At 70.7% G+C, this 18,583-nt stretch carries 1 protein-coding gene (cut by both window edges); it reads left to right on the top strand.

All 18,583 nt of this window come from inside a single coding sequence — locus tag LZ199_RS33220, non-ribosomal peptide synthetase, on the top strand. Of the gene's 42,657 coding nucleotides, 8,858 precede the window and 15,216 follow it; the stretch shown corresponds to coding positions 8,859–27,441, spanning codon 2,953 (partial) through codon 9,147 (complete); the first complete codon in view begins at position 2. Both the start codon and the stop codon lie outside the window.

Genomic DNA, 18,583 nt, shown 5'->3' with positions numbered 1-18,583 from the left:
CGACCGCGCCATCGGGCTCTTCATCAACACGGTGCCCGTTCGCATCCACGTCGACGACGACACCACCGCCCTCTCCTGGCTCCAGCAACTCCACACCCAACAGCTCGAACTGCGCCAGTTCGAGCACTCGTCCCTCGTGCGGCTGCATGGGTGGAGTGACGTACCGCGCGGAACGCCCCTCTTCGAGTCCCTCTTCATCGTCGAGAACTTCCCCGTCGACGCCGCGGTAAACTCCGCCGGAGATGCGCTGGGCATCCGCGACTTCACCATCGTGGACCAGACGGACACGCCGCTGGAGGCGTACGTCATCCCTGGGGACTCGCTGGAGCTGCGCCTGCTCTTCGACGCCGCGCGCTTCGAGTCCTCCATCCCCGAGCGCCTCCTCCACCACTGGAGCGTCGCGCTCCAGGCGCTGATGGCCGCCCCGGAGGCGCGCCTCGCTTCCATCGCCCTGTTGACGGGAGAGGAGCGCGAGCAGGTCCTTCGTGCCTTCAACGGCAGGGCTGACCGCAAGGCCCCGGCCACACCGATGCAGAGCGACTCGCGCTACACCGCGCCGCGCTCACGGACCGAGGAGCAGCTCGCCCAGGTGTTCGCGCAGGTGCTGGGCGTGGAGCACGTGGGGGCGACGGACAGCTTCTTCGCGCTCGGTGGCCACTCCCTGCTCGCGACCCAGGTCGTCTCGCGCATCCACTCCGTGCTGGGGGTGGAGCTTCCGCTGCGCGACCTCTTCGAGTCGCCCACCATTGAGCAGCTCTCCCGGCGGATTGCGGCGAGAAGCGGCGAGGGCACGGGGGCGGTGCGCCTCATGCTGCGCCCGGGCGCGCGCGATGGCGTCATTCCTCTCTCGTTCGCTCAGCAGCGGCTCTGGTTCCTCGACCAGTTCGAGCCGGGCAGCGCCGCCTACAACCTCCCCACGGCGCTGAAGCTCGAAGGCGTCCTGGACGTGGAGGCCCTTCGCGCCGCGCTGCATGCGCTCGTGCGCAGGCATGAGGCCCTGCGGACGACCTTCGTCGCGCGGGACGGTGAGCCCGTGCAGCACATCCACACCGAGCTCTCCCTGGAGCTTCCGGTGGTGGACCTGTCTTCGCTGGCCGATGGCGTACGTGACGACGAGGCGCGGCGGCTGGCACGCGAGGAGGCCCAGCGTCCGTTCGACCTCGCCCGGGGGCCGCTGGTGAGCGCCTCGCTGGTGCGGCTGGCGCCTCGCCGGCATGTGCTCCTGGTGACGCTGCACCACATCATCTCGGACGGCTGGTCCTCGGCCGTCATGGTGAGGGAGCTGGGTGCGTACTACCGCGAGCTGACGGGAGGGCCTCCCTCCGCGCTGGCTCCGCTGCCCGTGCAGTACGCGGACTTCTCCCTCTGGCAGCGACAGTGGCTCCGGGGTGAGGTGCTGAAGCAGGAACTCGACTGGTGGCGCCAGCAGCTCGCGGGCGCATCCCAGGCGCTGGAGCTGCCGACGGACCGGCCACGCCCCTCGGCGCAGACGTACCGGGGTGCCACGCTGCCTCTCGTGCTGCCGCGTGAGGCGAGCGACGCGGTGAAGACGCTGGCGCAACGCGCGGGCGCGACTCCCTTCATGGTGATGCTGGCGGCGTGGCAGCTGCTGCTCTCACGCTACTCGCGGCAGGACGACATCTCCGTCGGCATGCCCATCGCCAACCGGCACCGCTCGGAGGTGGAGGGCCTCATCGGCTTCTTCGTCAACACCCTCGTGCTGCGGTCGACCATCGATGACCGCCAGTCGTTCCGCGCGCTGCTCGCCCAGGTCCGTGAGCGCACGCTGGCCGCGTACGAGCACCAGGATGTCCCCTTCGAGAAGCTCGTCGAGGAACTCCAGCCCCAGCGAGACCTCAGTCGCAGCCCGCTATTCCAGGTCACCCTCACGTTCCAGAACGCCCCCACCGAGCCGCTGAAGCTCCCGGGTCTGGAGATGGAGCTGCTGCCGCCCCAGTCGGAGACGGCGAAGTTCGACCTCGACCTGGGCGTCGAGGAGGTCGATGGCGTCCTGACGGCGTCGCTGACCTACAACACAGACTTGTTCGACGCGGGGACGGCGGAGCGGCTCGCACATCACTACCGGGTGCTGCTGGAGACCGTCACCACGGATGCGGACCGGCCCATGCGCGGGCTGGGGATGCTGACGGGTGACGAGCTCGCGCAGCTCAGGACGTGGAATGACACCACGGCCGACCTTCCGCGCGACGTGTGCCTGCACTCGCTCATCGACGCCCAGGCTCGCCGCACTCCCGACGCGGAGGCCCTTCGCTTCGAGGACAGTGTCCTCACCTACGCCCAGCTCGACTCACGCTCCAATCAGCTCGCGCACCACCTGCGTGCCCTCGGTGCTCGCCCCGGCGTCCTCGTCGGCGTCTGCCTGGAGCGCTCGTTCGACCTCGTCGTCGCGCTGCTCGCCGTCCTCAAGTCCGGCGCCGCCTACGTCCCGTTGGACCCCGCGTATCCGCGCGAGCGTCTCGCCGGCATGCTGGAGGACGCGGACGCGCCCGTGCTCCTCACTCATGAGCGCTTGAAGGCCGTGCTCCCCGAGCACACCGCTCGCGTGCTCTGCCTGGACTCCGAGTGGGACGCTGTCTCTCGCCAGCCCTCCTCCTCGCCCGAGCTGCTGGCCGGTCCCGACGCCCTCGCCTACGTCATCTTCACGTCTGGCTCCACCGGCCGCCCCAAGGGCGCCATGAATGCCCACTCAGGTGTCGTCAACCGCCTGCTGTGGATGCAGCAGCAGTACGCGCTGACGCCTTCCGACACCGTCCTTCAGAAGACCCCCTTCTCCTTCGACGTCTCCGTCTGGGAGTTCTTCTGGCCCCTCATGACAGGTGCACGGCTCGTCCTCGCGAAGCCCGGCGGTCACCAGGACCCCGCCTACCTCGTCCGCCTCATCGCGGAGCAGCGCGTCTCCACGCTCCACTTCGTCCCCTCCATGCTCCGCGCCTTCCTGGAGGAGCCGGGGCTCGATGCGCTCTCCAGTCTGCGCCACGTCGTGTGCAGTGGTGAGGCACTCCCCGCCGAGCTCGTCCGCCGCGCGCATGCCGTCCTTCCCTCCTCCTCCGAGGTCCACAACCTCTACGGCCCCACCGAAGCCGCCGTCGACGTCTCCTTCTGGCATTGCGCTCGCGGCGACTCCCGTCACTTCGTCCCCATCGGCCGCCCCGTCTCCAACACCTGGCTCCACGTCCTCGACGCCTCGGGCCTTCCCACGCCCGTCGGCGTCCCGGGCGAGCTCTTCATCGGCGGCATCCAGGTCGGCCTCGGCTACCTCAACCGTCCCTCCCTCACCGCCGAGCGCTTCCTCCCCGACGCCTTCTCCGGCACTCCGGGCGCGCGCCTCTACCGCACTGGAGACGTCGCTCGCTGGCTGCCTGATGGCTCTCTCGAGTACCTCGGCCGTGCCGACTTCCAGGTGAAGCTGCGCGGCTTCCGCATCGAGCTGGGCGAAATCGAGGCCGCGCTCCTCGCCGCACCGGGCGTCCGCGATTGCGTCGTCCTCGCCCGTGAGGACTCTCCCGGTGACCAGCGCCTCGTGGCCTATGTCGTCGGTGCTTCCACCGCGCCGGACACGCAGGTGCTTCGCACCGTCCTCTCGGAGCGACTGCCCGAGTACATGGTGCCCTCGGCCTTCGTGACGCTGCCGGCCTTGCCCCTGTCTCCCAACGGCAAGCTCGACCGCAAGGCGCTCCCCATCCCCGAGCGGCCCGAGTCCTCGGGTGTCTACGTCGCACCGGGCACTCCCACGGAAGAAGTCCTCGCCGGACTCTTCGCCCAGGTGCTCGGGCTGGAGCGCGTGGGTACTACCAACAGCTTCTTCGAGCTGGGTGGACACTCCCTGCTCGCCACCCAGGTCGTCTCACGTGTCCGGGAGGCGCTCGGCGTCACGCTTCCGTTGCGCACCCTCTTCGAGGCACCGACCGTCGCGCAGCTCGCGCGTCGGGTCGACACCTCGGCGCATGCGGTGGAGCGTCATGCCCCGCCGCCGCTTCAGCAGGTCTCGCGCTCGGGTGAGCTGCCCCTGTCCTTCGCCCAGCAGCGCCTGTGGTTCCTCGACAGGCTGGAGCCGGACAGCCCGTTCTACAACATGCCCGTGGGCCTCCGGCTGGAGGGGACCCTCGACCTCCCCGCGCTGGAGCACGCCTTCACCGAGCTGGTACGCCGACACGAGGTGCTGCGCACCACCTTCCGTGAGGGGCCCGTCCAGGTCATCCATCCAGCGGCCCCGGTTCCGCTGCCTCGCGTGGACCTCTCCGCGCTCTCCTCCGATGAAGGTGAGGCGGAAGCCCGGCGCCTTGCTCGCGAAGAGGCACGACGTCCGTTCGACCTCACTCGCGGGCCGCTGCTGCGCGCCTCGCTGCTGCGGCTGTCCGAGTCGCGGCACGTCCTGCTGCTGACCCTGCACCACATCGTGTCGGATGGCTGGTCCGTCGATGTGCTGGTGCGTGAGTCCGCCGCGCTCTATGCGGCCTTCCGCGAGGGCCGTGCGTCTCCGCTCCCCGAGCTGTCCATCCAGTACGCGGACTACGCGGCCTGGCAGCGCGGCTGGCTCCAGGGCGATGCGCTCGAAGCGCAGCTCTCCTGGTGGCGCGAGCACCTCCGGGGCGCGCCTCGCTTCCTCGAACTCCCCACGGATTTCCCTCGGCCCGCCATCCAGGGCTTCCAGGGTGCCACCCTCACCCGCACGTTGCCGCGCACGCTGGCCGTGGCGCTCCAGGCCCTCTCCCGCCGGGAGGGCACCACCCTCTTCATGGCGCTGCTGGCGGGCTTCGACATCGTCCTCTCCCGGTACTCAGGGCAAGAAGACCTCGTCGTCGGCACGGACATCGCCAACCGCAACCGTGTTGAGACGGAGGGCCTCATCGGCTTCTTCGTGAACCAGCTTGCCTTGCGCGCGCGGACCACGCCGGGGATGACGTTCCTCGAGCTGCTGGCCCAGGTGCGCGACGTCACGCTCGGTGCCCACGCGCATCAGGACCTGCCGTTCGAGGAGCTGGTCAAGGCCCTCAACCCCGAGCGCAGCCTCGGCCATACCCCCTTGTTCCAGGTGAAGCTGGTGCTGCAGAACCAGCCGGCCGCCGCGCTGGAGGTGCCCGGCCTCACGCTGCGCCCCGAGTACTCGGAGTCCGGCACCTCGCGCCTGGACCTCACGCTCGCCATCGTCGAGACGGAGGCCGGGCTGGAGTGCACGTGCGAGTACCGCACGGACCTCTTCGAGGCGGCCACCATCGACGGACTCGTGCGCCACCTCGGCGTGGTGCTGGAGGCCGCCACGGAGAGCCCCGGCACGCGCATCTCCGACCTGCCCCTCATGGCCCAGGTGGAGCAGCGCCATCTCCTCGTCGACTGGAACGCCACCGCGCAGGACTTCCCGCGTGACGCCGGCGCGCACCAGCTCTTCCAGGCGCAGGCCGCGCGCACGCCAGACGCCATCGCCGTGCGCTTCGAGGACCAGCAGCTTTCGTACGCGCAGCTCGACGCCCGCGCCAATCAGCTCGCACACCACCTGCGAGGCCTTGGCGTCCGAGAGGACGTGCCTGTCGCCCTCTGCGTGGAGCGCTCGCTCGACACCGCCGTCGCCATCCTCGGCATCCTCAAGGCAGGCGGAGCCTACGTCCCACTCGACCCCAGCTATCCCGTCGAGCGCCTCACCTTCATGCTGCGCGACTGCGCGGCTCCGGTCCTCGTCACCACCGAGGCCATCTCCGACGACCTCCCCGCGGGGAGCGAGCAGCTTGTCCTGCTCGATGTGGACGCGGCCCTCATCGCCGCTCAGCCCACTCACGCGCCAGAGCCGGCCACCACCGCCGACAACCTCGCGTACATCATCTACACCTCGGGCAGCACCGGCAGACCCAAGGGCACGCTCTTGCAGCACCGGGGCCTGTGCAACACGGCGCTCCAGACAGGCCGCGCCATGGGGCTCGGCACCGGCAGCCGCGTCCTCCAGTTCTTCTCCGCTGGCTTCGATGCGTCGGTCTGGGAGTTCTTCGGCGCGTTGCTCTCGGGTACCACCCTGGTGCTGGCACCTCGTGAGCGACTCCTCCCCGGAGCACCCCTGCGTGCACTGGCCCGCGACGAGTCCATCACCGCGGTGACGCTCACTCCCTCGGTCCTCGCGCAGCTGTCGCCCGAGGACTTCCCCGCGTTGGAGACGCTCGTCTCCGCTGGCGAGGCGTGCACGCCGGAGCTGGTGCGCCGCTGGGCTCCGCACGTGCGCTTCCTCAACGCGTACGGCCCCACTGAGACCACCGTCTGCGCCTCCATCACCGAGCCGCTGACGGCCGGACAGCCCCTCACCATCGGTCGCCCCTGGGCCAACCTCCAGGTGTACGTACTGGACGCTTCGCTGCGTCCGCAGCCCGTCGGCGTGCCCGGCGAGCTGTGCGTGGGTGGCGTCGGTCTGGCGCGAGGCTACCTGGGACAGCCGGCGCTCACCGCCGAGCGCTTCATCCCGGATGCGCTCTCTGGAGTGGCCGGGGCGCGGCTCTACCGCACCGGAGACCGGGCGCGGTGGCGCGCCGATGGAACGCTCGAGTACCTGGGCCGCCTCGACTCGCAGGTGAAGCTGCGCGGCTTCCGCATTGAGCTGGGCGAGGTCGAGTCCGTCCTCTCGCGGCTTCCCTCCGTGCGCGAGGCCGTCGCCATCGTGCGCGAGGATGTCCCCGGCCTCACCCGGCTGGTGGCCTATGTCGTGGCCGAGGAGGACGAGTCGGTCGACCCGGCCTCGCTGCGCGCCGCCCTCAAGGAGCGGCTGCCCGAGCACATGGTGCCCTCCGCCATCGCCGTCCTGCCCGCGCTGCCGCTCACTGCCCACGGGAAGGTCGACCGCAAGGCCTTGCCTCCGCCCGAAGGCGCGGGTGAGGCAGAGGCGCGGGAGTACGTCGCGCCTCGCGGTGAGACCGAGTCGCGGCTCGCCACGCTGTGGCAGGAACTGCTGCACGTCGAGCGCGTCGGCGTCCATGACGACTTCTTCGAGCTGGGTGGCCACTCGCTCCTGGCCACCCAGGCCCTCTCGCGCGTGCAGGTCGCCTTTGGCGTCGAGCTGCCCCTGCGCGAGCTCTTCGAGGCCCCCACCGTGGCGCGGCTTGCCCTGCGGCTGGAGGCGCTCGCCCAGGGCGGCGAGAGCACCACGAAGGTTCCCGCGCTGACTCCCGCGCCGCGCACGGGAGACTTGCCGCTGTCCTTCGCTCAGCAGCGATTGTGGTTCATCGACCAGTTGGAGCCCGGCAGCTCGCTCTACAACATCCCCACGGCCCTGGAGCTGGAGGGGCCACTGGATATCCCCGCGCTGGAGCGCGCCTTCACCGAGCTTCGGCGGCGCCACGAGTCCCTGCGCACCACCTTCGGCGCCGTGGAAGGCCAGGCCGTCCAGCGCATCCACCCGGCCGCGCCGTTCCCGCTGCCCGTGGTGGCACTGGAGTCGCTCGCGCACGAGGAGCAGGCTCGCGAGACGCGGAGGTTGACGTCGGAGGAGGCCCTGCGCCCGTTCGATCTCGCACGCGGTCCGTTGCTGAGGGCCACGTTGTTGCGGCGGGCCACGACTTCGCACGTGCTGCTCGTCACGTTGCATCACGGCGTCGCCGACGCCTGGTCCATGAGCGTGCTGGTGCGCGAGCTGGTCGCGCTGTACGCGGCCTTCCGCGAGGGCCGTCCGTCTCCATTGGCGGAGCTGGCCGTGCAGTACGCGGACTTCGCCGTGTGGCAGCGCGGCTGGTTGCGAGACGTGGCCCTGGAGGAGCAGCTCGCGTGGTGGCGTGACGCGCTGACGGGCGCTCCCGCCCTGCTGGAGCTGCCCCTCGACAGGCCCCGCGCCGTGTTGCCCTCACGCGAGGCGGCGCTCCACCCTGTCTCCCTGGGAACCGAGCTGTCCGAGGCCGTCAAGGCGCTCTCCCAGCGCCATGGCGCCACGCCGTTCATGACGCTGCTGGCGGCGTTCCAGCTCCTGCTCTCGCGCTACTCCGGACAGGACGACGTCGTCGTCGGTTCGCCCATCGCGGGACGCAACCGCGCCGAGACGGAGGACCTCATCGGCTTCTTCGTCAACACCCTGGTGCTGCGCGCCCGGGTGGCCCCGCGCGTGACGTTCTCCGAGCTGCTCACCCAGGTGAAGCAGTCCACCCTCGGCGCGTTCGAGCACCAGGACGTGCCGTTCGAGAAGCTCGTGGAGGAGCTGCAGCCCCAGCGCAGCCTCGGCTTCTCTCCGCTCTTCCAGGTCACCTTCTCGCTGCTCAACGCGCCCACCGGCGAGCTGGAGCTTCCTGGACTGAGCCTGCGCCCGCTCGCGCCGACGGGGCTGCTCGCCAAGTTCGACCTCGACCTCACCCTCTCCGAGTCCCCCACGGGCTTCGAGGGCGCGCTCCAGTTCTCCACCGCCCTCTTCGACGCGGACACCGTCGCGCGGATGGCGACGCACTTCCTCACCCTGCTCCACGCCGCCGTGGAACAGCCGGAGGTGCCTGTCTCCTCCCTGTCGCTCATGGACGCCGCCGAGCGGCACCGCCTCCTCGTCGAGTGGAACGACACCGGCATCGACTTCCCGCTCGACAGCCCCGTCCATCGTCAGGTCTCCACCTGGGCCGGGCTCATGCCTCACAACATCGCGGTCATCTCTGACGAGGGCGCTCTCTCCTTCGCCCAGCTCGAGGCCCGCGCCAGCCGTCTCGCCTCCCGGCTCCTCCAGGCCGGTGTCCGTCCGGGCTCCCTCGTCGCGGTCTTCATGGAGCGCTCACTCGAGCTGCCCATCGCCCTGCTCGCCATCCTCAAGGCGGGCGCCGCGTGGCTCCCGCTCGACCCGGCGTATCCCCGGGAGCGGCTGGCCTTCATGCTCCAGGACGCCGCGCCTCCGGTGCTCCTCACCCAGCCCCACCTCCAGGCGGCGTTGCCCGCGGGCCCCACGGTCATCTGCCTGGACCCGCGGTGGGGCGCGCAGGCGGATGAAGGCATGAGCAGCTACGTCACCGAGGTGGCCGTCGCGCCCTCCAGCCCCGCGTACCTCATCTACACCTCCGGCTCCTCCGGCCAGCCCAAGGCCACGCTCGTCTCGCATCAGGCCCTCGCCAACCACATGGCCTGGTTCCTCTCCACCTTCCCCCTCCTGCCCGGCGAGAGGGTCCTCCTCAAGACGCCGCTCAGCTTCGACGCCTCCATCTGGGAAATCTGGGCGCCGCTCCTCACGGGAAATTCCCTGGTCCTCGCGTCCGTCGACGCGCATCGCGACCCGGCCGCGCTCCTGGCCAGCGTCCTGCGACACCGCGTCTCCGTCCTCCAGGTCGTCCCCTCGTTGCTGCGCTTCCTCCTCGAAGAAGACAGCCTCGCGACTGCTTCCCACCTCCGCTTCCTCTTCTGCGGTGGCGAAGCCCTGCCCTCCGACCTCGCTCGCCGCCTCCGCGCCACGCTGCCCAGGACCCATCTCTTCAACCTCTACGGCCCCACCGAAGTCACCATCGACGCGACGTTCGCCTACGCCTCACCGTCGGAGTCTCGCGCGGCCATCCCCATCGGCCGGCCCGTCTCCAACACCCGGGCCTACGTCCTCGACGCGCTCCTCCAGCCCGTGCCCACGGGTGTCCCAGGTGAGCTGTTCCTCGCCGGCGCCCAGCTCGCGCTCGGCTATCTCCACCGCCCGCACCTCACCGCGGAGCGCTTCATCCCGGACCCGTTCAGCATCGAGCCTGGTGCCCGCCTCTATCGCACCGGAGACAAGGTGCGCTGGCTCGCGGACGGCACCCTGGAGTACCTCGGCCGCCTCGACTTCCAGGTGAAGCTGCGTGGCCAGCGCATCGAGCTGGGTGAAGTCGAAGCCGCGCTCCTGGCGCACGCCGATATCCGTGAAGCCGTCGCGCTGGTTCGCGAGGACTCGCCGGGCAACCAGCACCTCGTGGGCTACGTCGTGGCCCGCGAGACGTTGGACGTCGCGGCCCTGCGCACCTTCCTCCTGGCGCGTCTGCCCGAGTACATGGTGCCCGCCGTCCTGGTGCCGCTGGAGGCCCTGCCCCTCACGGCCAACGGCAAGCTCGACCGAGGCGCCCTGCCGTCTCCCGACGCGGTTCTCACCGAAACCTACGTCGCGCCTCGCACCGACACCGAGCGCACGCTGGCCTCTCTCATGGCGGAGCTGCTGCGCATGGAGCGCGTCGGCGCCGAGGATTCGTTCTTCGCGCTCGGAGGACATTCGCTCCTCGCCACCCAGCTCGCTTCACGCATCCGCGCGGCCTTCCAGGTCGAGCTGCCGCTCCGCGCCCTCTTCGAGGCCCCTACCGTCTCGTCCCTGGCCGCGCGCATCGACGCGAGCACTCGCGGGGGCACGTCGGCGACACCTCCCCTCGTCCCCGTGCCTCGCACCGAGGCACTGCCGCTGTCCTTCGCGCAGCAGCGCCTGTGGGTCATCGACCAGCTCGAACCGGGGAGCGCCCTCTACAACATCCCCATCGCCCTGCGCCTCGAAGGCGCCCTGGACGTCGCCGCCCTCGAGCGCGCCGTCTCCGAGGTCGTCGCCCGACATGAGGTGCTGCGCACCACCTTCGCGCCCTCCGCCGAGGGGCAGCCCCTCCAGCGGGTCCGCGCGGCGGCTCCCGTCAGCATTCCTCGCGTCGACCTGCGCCACCTCGACCCGGCCTCCCGTTCATTCGAGGAGCGGACCCTGGCCCTGGAGGAGTCCGCGCGTCCGTTCGACCTGACCTCGGACTCGCTCTTCCGTCTCTCCCTCCTCCGACTGGAGGAGCACGCGCACCTGCTGCTCTTCACCGTCCACCACATCGTCTCGGATGGCTGGTCCACCGGGGTCCTGGTGCGAGAACTGGGCGCGCTCTACGCGGCGCAGCTGTCCGGGGTGCCGGCGACACTGCCGCCGCTGCGCGTGCAGTACGCCGACTTCGCCGCATGGCAGCGCGGCTGGCTGCGCGACGAGGTGCTCCGCGCGGAGCTGGACTACTGGAAGCAACACCTCCATGGGGTACCGGCCCTGCTGGAGCTGCCCACCGACAGGCCTCGTCCCGCCATCCAGTCGCGCGAGGCCGCGGTTCATCCACTCTCGCTCGGCTCGCGACTCTCCGAGGCCGTGAAGGCGCTCTCCCAGCGCGAAGGCGCCACGCCCTTCATGACGTTGCTGGCGGCATTCCAGCTGCTGCTCGCGCGCTACTCCGGGCAGGACGACCTCACCGTCGGCTCGCCCATCGCAGGCCGCAACCACGCGGAGACCGAGCCCCTCATCGGCTTCTTCGTCAACACGCTCGTGCTGCGCGCGCGCATCCACCCGCGCGCCTCCTTCCGCGAGCTGCTCGCCCAGGTGCGCGCCTCCACGCTGGAGGCGTACGAGCACCAGGACGTCCCCTTCGAGAAGCTCGTCGAGGAGCTCCAGCCCGAGCGCAGCCTCGGCTTCTCTCCCCTGTTCCAGGTCTTCTTCTCGCTCCTCAACATCCCCATGGGGGACCTGGAGCTGCCGGGCCTGCGCATCCTCCCCGTCGACTTCGGCAACGCCGTCGCCAAGTTCGACCTGGACCTCTCCCTCGTCGAGACGCCGTCGGGCTTCCAGGGCGCGCTCCAGTTCTCCACTGCGCTGTTCGACGCCTCCACCATCTCCCGCCTGGCGTCCCACTTCCTCACGCTGCTCCGCGCCGCGGTGGACCAGCCGGATGCGCCCGTCGCGTCCCTGCCGCTCATGGACGAAGCCGAAGAGCGCCGAGTCCTGGTGGAGTGGAATGACACGCGCGCGGACTTCCCGGCGCACACCACCGTCCACGCCCTCTTCGAGGAGGCCGTGGCTCGCACTCCCGATGCCATTGCCGTCACCATGGGCGAAGCACGGCTCACCTTCCGTGAGCTGGAGGCCCGGGCCAACCAGCTCGCGCACGCGCTGCGAGACCTGGGTGTGGGACGAGGGTCCCGAGTGGGCCTCTACTTCCGCCGCTCGCCGGAGATGGTCGTGTCCCTCTGGGCCACGCTCAAGGCGGGGGCCGCCTACCTGCCGCTCGACCCGGCCCTGCCCGACTCGCGCATCGCCTTCCTCCTGGACGACACCCACGTCGCCATCGTCCTCACCGAGTCGGTGCTCGCGGATGCGCTGCCCGCGAGCGCGCTCAACGTCCTCCGCGTCGACGAGGACTGGGGCGCTACGGCGGGGAAGAAGCCCACGACGAAACCGGCACCCCTCGCCACCGCCGAAGACCTCGCCTACCTCATCTACACCTCCGGCAGCACCGGTCTCCCCAAGGGCGTCATGGTGGAGCACCGGGGCGTCGTGAACTACCTCACCTGGGCCCTGCGCACGTACCGCATCGCGGAGGGCTCCGGCTCCCCGGTCCACTCGCCGCTCTCCTTCGACCTGACGGTCACCAGCCTCATCGCTCCCCTCGTGGCGGGAAGGCCCGTGGTGCTCGTGCCCGAGGAGGCGGGCGTGGAGGGACTGGGTGAGGCCCTGCGCGAAGGCCACGACTTCAGTCTCGTGAAGCTGACGCCCACGCACCTGCACCTGCTCGCATCCCAGCTCACGCCCGGCGAGGCAGCCGGTCGCACACGTGCGTTCGTCATCGGTGGCGAGGCCCTGACAGCCGAGGGCGTTGCCTTCTGGCGCCAGCACGCCCCGGAGACCCTGCTCATCAACGAGTACGGCCCCACGGAGACGGTGGTTGGCTGCAGCATCCACACGGTGGCCCCTGGGGACGCGGCGAGCGGTCCCATCTCCATCGGCCGTCCCATCGCCAACACCCGGCTGTACGTCCTGGATGCGCACCTGCGCCCGGTCCCGGTGGGAGTCGTGGGCGAGCTGTTCATCGGCGGCGCGGGCGTGGCGCGAGGCTACTGGCGGCGGCCCGAGCTGACCGCGGAGCGCTTCATCCCCGACCCCTTCAGCACGCGGCCCGGGGCCCGGCTGTACCGAACCGGCGACCGCGTCCGCTGGGGCGTCGACGGGCGGCTGGAGTACCTGGGCCGCGCCGACTTCCAGGTGAAGGTGCGTGGCTACCGCATCGAGCTGGGAGAGATTGAATCGGCGCTGCGGACACAGGCCTCCGTTGGCGACGTGGTCGTGGTGGTACGCGAGGACGGCCCCTCGGGCGCACGGCTCGTGGCCTACGTCGCGCCACACACCGGGGCACCTCTCCCCGACATCAACGTGCTGCGGACACACCTGGGTGAGCGGCTCCCGGCGTACATGGTGCCCTCGGCCATCCTCGCGTTGGAGGCGCTGCCCCTGTCGTCCAACGGCAAGGTCGACCGCGCCGCGCTGCCTTCGCCGGACTCGGTGAGCACCGACTCCTACGTCGCGCCTCGCAACGAGGTGGAGGAGGCCCTCGCCACGGTGTGGGCCCAGGTGCTGCGCGTCCCTCGTGTCGGCATCCACGACAACTTCTTCCAGCTCGGCGGCGACTCCATCATCACCCTTCAGCTCGTCGCACGCGCCCGCCGCGCCGGGCTGCACTTCGCGCCCCGACAGCTCTTCCAATCGCAGACCGTCGCCACGCTGGCCCCCGAGGTCTCCCGGCTGCAGGCCGTCACCGCCGAGCAGACGCCTGTCGTCGGCCCGGTGCTCCTCACGCCCATCCAGCGCGCCTTCCTCGAAGACGCGAATCCCGAGCCGCACCACTACAACCAGGCGCTGATGCTGCGGCTGCGCGAGCCGGTGGAGCCCTCGGTCCTCGAAGCCGCCCTGCGCGAACTGGTGAAGCACCACGACGCCCTGCGCATGCGCTTCGTCCAGGAGGACGGCCGGTGGAGCCAGCACAACACGGGTCTGGAGCACGCTCCTTCCCTGCGCCGCGAGGACGTGTCCTCACTGTCTGGCGAGGCGCGGGCCGCCAGAGTGGAGGCCATCGCCACCGAGGCGCAGCGCTCCTTCGACCTGGGCTCGGCGCCGCTCTTGCGGGCCGTCCACTTCGACTTCGGCCCGGGTGAGCCCGCACGCCTGTTGCTCGTGGCCCATCACCTGGTCGTCGACGCCGTCTCCTGGCGCATCCTCGTCGAGGACCTGGAGACCCTCTGCCGACAGGCCCGGCGTGGCGAAGCGCCCTCTCTCCCGGCCAAGACGACGTCGTTCAAGGCGTGGGCCGAACGCCTGCACAAACATGCCCGCTCCGAAGCGCTCGACGCCGAGCGCGCCTACTGGCTCGACGAGGCCCGCGCCCGCGTCGTCTCGCTGCCTCGGGACAGGGCGGAAGGAGCGAACACCGTCGCCTCCTCGCACACCGTCTCCACGAGCCTGGATGCCGGGGACACGGGCCTGCTGCTGCGTGAGGTGCCCGCGGCGTACCGCGCCCGGCTCCAGGACGTCCTGCTGGCCGCGCTGGGCCGCGCCCTGGCCGCTCGCACGGGACAGTCGCGCTTCCTCGTCGAGGCCGAGGGCCACGGCCGCGAGGACCTCTTCACCGACGTGGACCTGTCACGCACCGTGGGCTGGTTCACGTCCCTGTACCCGGTGCTGCTCCAGGTGGGCGCCGGGGACAGCCCTGGTGACACCGTGCGCACCACTCGGGACGCGCTGCGCTCCCTGCCCGCCAACGGCCTGGGACACGGCCTGCTTCGTTACCTGCGCGAGGACGACACCCGTGCACGCCTGAGTGCCCTGCCCGTCCCCGAGGTGTCCCTCAACTATCTGGGCCAGGTGGACTCCACCTCCAGCGACGCCTCGCTGTTCACGTTCGCTCCGGAGTCCCAGGGCCCATCCATCAGCCCTCGTGCGCCACGCGCTCATCTGCTCGACGTGTCGGCCGTCGTCCAGGGAGGCCAGCTCCGCCTCTCCCTCACCTACAGCCGCAACCTCCACGACGAGGCCACCGCGCGCGCTCTCGTGGAAGCCTTCGGGGACGCGCTGCGCCTGCTCATCTCCGGACGGGCGACGCCCGATGCCCTGCGCTACACCCCGGCCGATTTCCCGCTGGCGCGCCTGACACAGGTGACGCAGGACAAGGTGCTGCCACCGGGCGTGCCCGTGGAGGACGTCTACCCGCTGTCCGCCCTCCAGCAGGGCATGCTGTTCCACTCGCTGATGGGGCCGGGCTCGGGCGTGTACGTCACGCAGTTCGGCTGGACCTTCGGCGCGCGCATCGACCTGGGGCTCTTCCGCCGCGCCTGGGAGACGGTGGTGGAGCGCCACGCGCCCCTGCGCACCGCGTTCGTCTGGGAAGGGCTGGATGAGCCCCTCCAGGTGGTGAGTCCTCGCGTCACGCTGCCCTGGGAGGAGCTCGACTGGCGCGGCCTGACCTCGGACGAGCAGAAGGCCCGCTTCGACGCCCTCATGGCCTCGGACCGCGTCCGGGGCTTCGACCTGCGCCAGTCGCCGCTGATGCGCCTGACGGTGGTGAAGCTGGACGATGGGCTGCACCGCGTCCTCTGGTCCTCGCACCACCTGTTGATGGACGGCTGGAGCCTCGGCCTCGTCTTCAAGGAGCTGTTCGCCTCCTACGACGCCGCGTCGAAGGGCGAGCGTCCCGCGCTGGCGACCGCTCCCGCGTACCGGGACTTCATCTCCTGGCTGCGCGAAGACTCTCCCGCGCGCAGCGAAGTCTATTGGCGCGAGGCCCTCCAGGGCTTCACCGCGCCGACGCCGCTCCCGGGCGCCCGGCTCCCTGACACGCAGGACGCGCCCTACGCGCAGGGAGAGCGCTCGTTCTTCCTGAGCGCGGAGACAACCCAAGCCCTGAATGCGTACGCGCGCCAGCACCTGCTCACGGCCAACACCGTGCTGCAGGGCGCCTGGGCGCTGGTGCTCGCCCGCTACTCCGGTGAGCGCGAGGTCGTCTTCGGCACCACCGTCTCGGGCCGCGCCGCCGACGTGAGCGGCATCGAGCACATGGTGGGCCTGTTCATCAACACGCTGCCCCTGCGCACCCGGCTGGAGCCTGACCTTCCGGTGGTGGCGTGGCTCGCCTCGCATCACGCTCAGATGCAGGCGCTGAATCAGCACGAGCACGCCTCGCTGGCGCGCATCCAGGGCTGGAGTGACGTGCCTCGCGGACAGCCCCTGTTCGAGAGCCTGTACGTCTTCGAGAACTACCCCGTGGACGACGCCGTCTACTCCGGTGGCAGCGACTTCCAGGTCCGCGACCTCGCCAGCACCGAGCAGTCGGACATGCCCTTCGTGGCCATCGCCCTGCCCGGTCCCCGGATGGAGCTGCGCCTCGTCTACGACAAGCAGCGCTTCGAGACGTCGGTCCTGGAGCGCGTGGTGCGCCTCTGGGCCACGGCCGTCGAATCCATGCTGGCCCGGCCCCAGGCCCTCCTGTCCTCGCTCTCCCTTGTCACACAGGAGGAGCGCGAGCGCGTGCTGGTGGAGTGGAACCAGACGGACCGCGACTACCCGCGCGAGGCCGGAGTGCACCAGCTCTTCACCGCGCAGGCGTCACGCACACCGGACGCCATCGCCGTCGAGTCCACGGCGGGCACGCTCACCTACCGGGAGCTCGACGAGCGCTCCAACCAGCTCGCGCATCATCTGCGCACCCTGGGCGTCACGCCGGGGACGCGCGTGGCCCTGTGCCTGGAGCGAAGCCTGGAGCTGCCCGTGGGGCTGCTGGGCATCCTCAAGGCGGGCGCGGCCTTCGTTCCGCTCGACCCCGCCTATCCGGCGGAGCGCCTGAACGCCATGCTCGCGGGGACGGGGGCCTCGGTCCTCGTGACGCAAGAGCGGCTCGCCGATGAGCTGCCCGCCTACGTCCCGCTCCTCGTCTGCCTCGACTCCGAGTGGGAGCAGGTGGCCCTTCAGCCCGTGACGCCGCTCGCGCCTTGCGCGGACGCGGACAGCCTCGCGTACGTCATGTTCACCTCGGGCTCCACGGGACAGCCCAAGGGCGTCGCCATTCCTCACCGAGGCATCACCCGGCTGGTGATGAGCGGCGACTTCATCCACTTCGGGCCCGAGGAGGTCTTCCTCCAGCTCGCCCCCAGCTCCTTCGACGCCTCCACGCTGGAGGTCTGGGGCGCGCTGCTGCATGGCGCTCGCCTGGTCCTCTTCCCACCGCACACGCCGACGCTCGAAGAGCTGGGCGCGGTGCTGGTGCGCCACCGCATCACCACCCTGTGGCTGACGGCGGCCCTCTTCGAGCAGATGGCCATCCACCAGCCCGAGGCCCTGGCCTCGGTGCGCCAGGTGCTGGCGGGAGGCGACGTGCTTCCCGTGCGGCGCGTGCGCGAGCACCTGTCTCGCGTGGCTCCCGGCGCGGTGCTCGTCAACGGCTACGGCCCCACGGAGAACACGACCTTCACGGCGTGCCACCGCCTGGAGGCAGGCGACGTCGTCGGCGCTTCCGTGCCCATTGGCCGCCCCATCTCCAACACCCGCGTCTACGTGCTGGATGAGCGGTTCGAGCCGGTGCTCCCCGGAGCTCCCGGTGAGCTGTTCACCGGAGGAGACGGACTCGCCTGGGGTTACCTGGGCCGTCCAGACCTCACGGCCGAGCGCTTCGTGCCCCACCCGTTCGTCGCTGGAGAGCGCCTGTACCGCACGGGCGACAAGGTGCGCTGGACGGACGACGGCACGTTGGAGTTCCTCGGCCGCACGGACTTCCAGGTCAAGGTGCGCGGCTTCCGAATCGAGCCGGGCGAAGTCGAGAGCGTCCTGCGGCTGCACGGCGGCGTGAGCGAGGCCATCGTCGTGGTGCGCGAGGATGCGCCCGGCGACAAGCGCCTGGTGGCCTATGTCGTGGCGCCCGACGTCGACGTGGCGGGGCTGAAGGACTTCCTGCGCCAGAAGCTGCCCGAGTACATGGTGCCCTCGGCGCTGGTGTGCCTGGAGTCCCTGCCGCTGACGCCAAACGGCAAGGTGGACCGCAGGGCCCTGCCGGCTCCGGAGTTGGAGGGCTCGGGCGGCGACGCCTTCGCGGTGCCCGTGGGTGCCACCGAGGTGGCGCTGGCCGGCATCTTCTCCGACGTGCTGGGCGTCCCGCGCGTGGGGCGCCATGACGACTTCTTCGAGCTGGGCGGACACTCGCTCCTCGCCACCCAGGTCGTCTCCCGCATCCGGGCGACGTTCGACCTGGAGCTGGCCCTGCGTGAGCTGTTCGAGTCCCCGACGCTCTCCTCGCTCGCCGGGCAGGTGGATGCCCTGCGACTGGAGCGGCGGGGCCTGGGCCTGCCGCCGCTCGTGCCCGTGCCGCGCACGGAGGCGCTGCCGCTGTCGTTCGCGCAGCAGCGCCTGTGGTTCATCGACCAGTTGGAGCCGGGCAGCCCCCTGTACAACATGCCCTCCGCGCTCCGGCTGGTGGGCGACCTGGACGTGGAGGCGTTGGAGCGCTCCATCTCCGACGTTGTTGAACGCCACGAGGCGCTGCGCACCACCTTCGCCTCGCGCGACGGAGAGGCCGTGCAGCACATCCACCCGGCTGAGCCCGTGCGGTTGCCGGTGGTGGACCTGAGCGCCCTGCCCGCCGCCGAGCGAGAGGCCGAGGTGCACCGCCGTGCCCGTGAAGAGGCCCTGCGGCCCTTCGACCTCACCACGGGTCCGCTCTTCCGCGTCGCGTTGCTGCGCGTGGAGGAACGGGAGCACGTGCTGCTGTCGACGATGCACCACATCGTCTCCGACGGCTGGTCCACGGGCGTGCTGGTGCGTGAGCTGGGCGCCCTCTATGCGGCGCATCTGTCCGGAACA

The organism is Myxococcus qinghaiensis (assembly GCF_024198215.1).
Classification (GTDB): Bacteria; Myxococcota; Myxococcia; order Myxococcales; family Myxococcaceae; genus Myxococcus; species Myxococcus qinghaiensis.
This window is presented reverse-complemented; position numbering and strand designations above follow the sequence as displayed.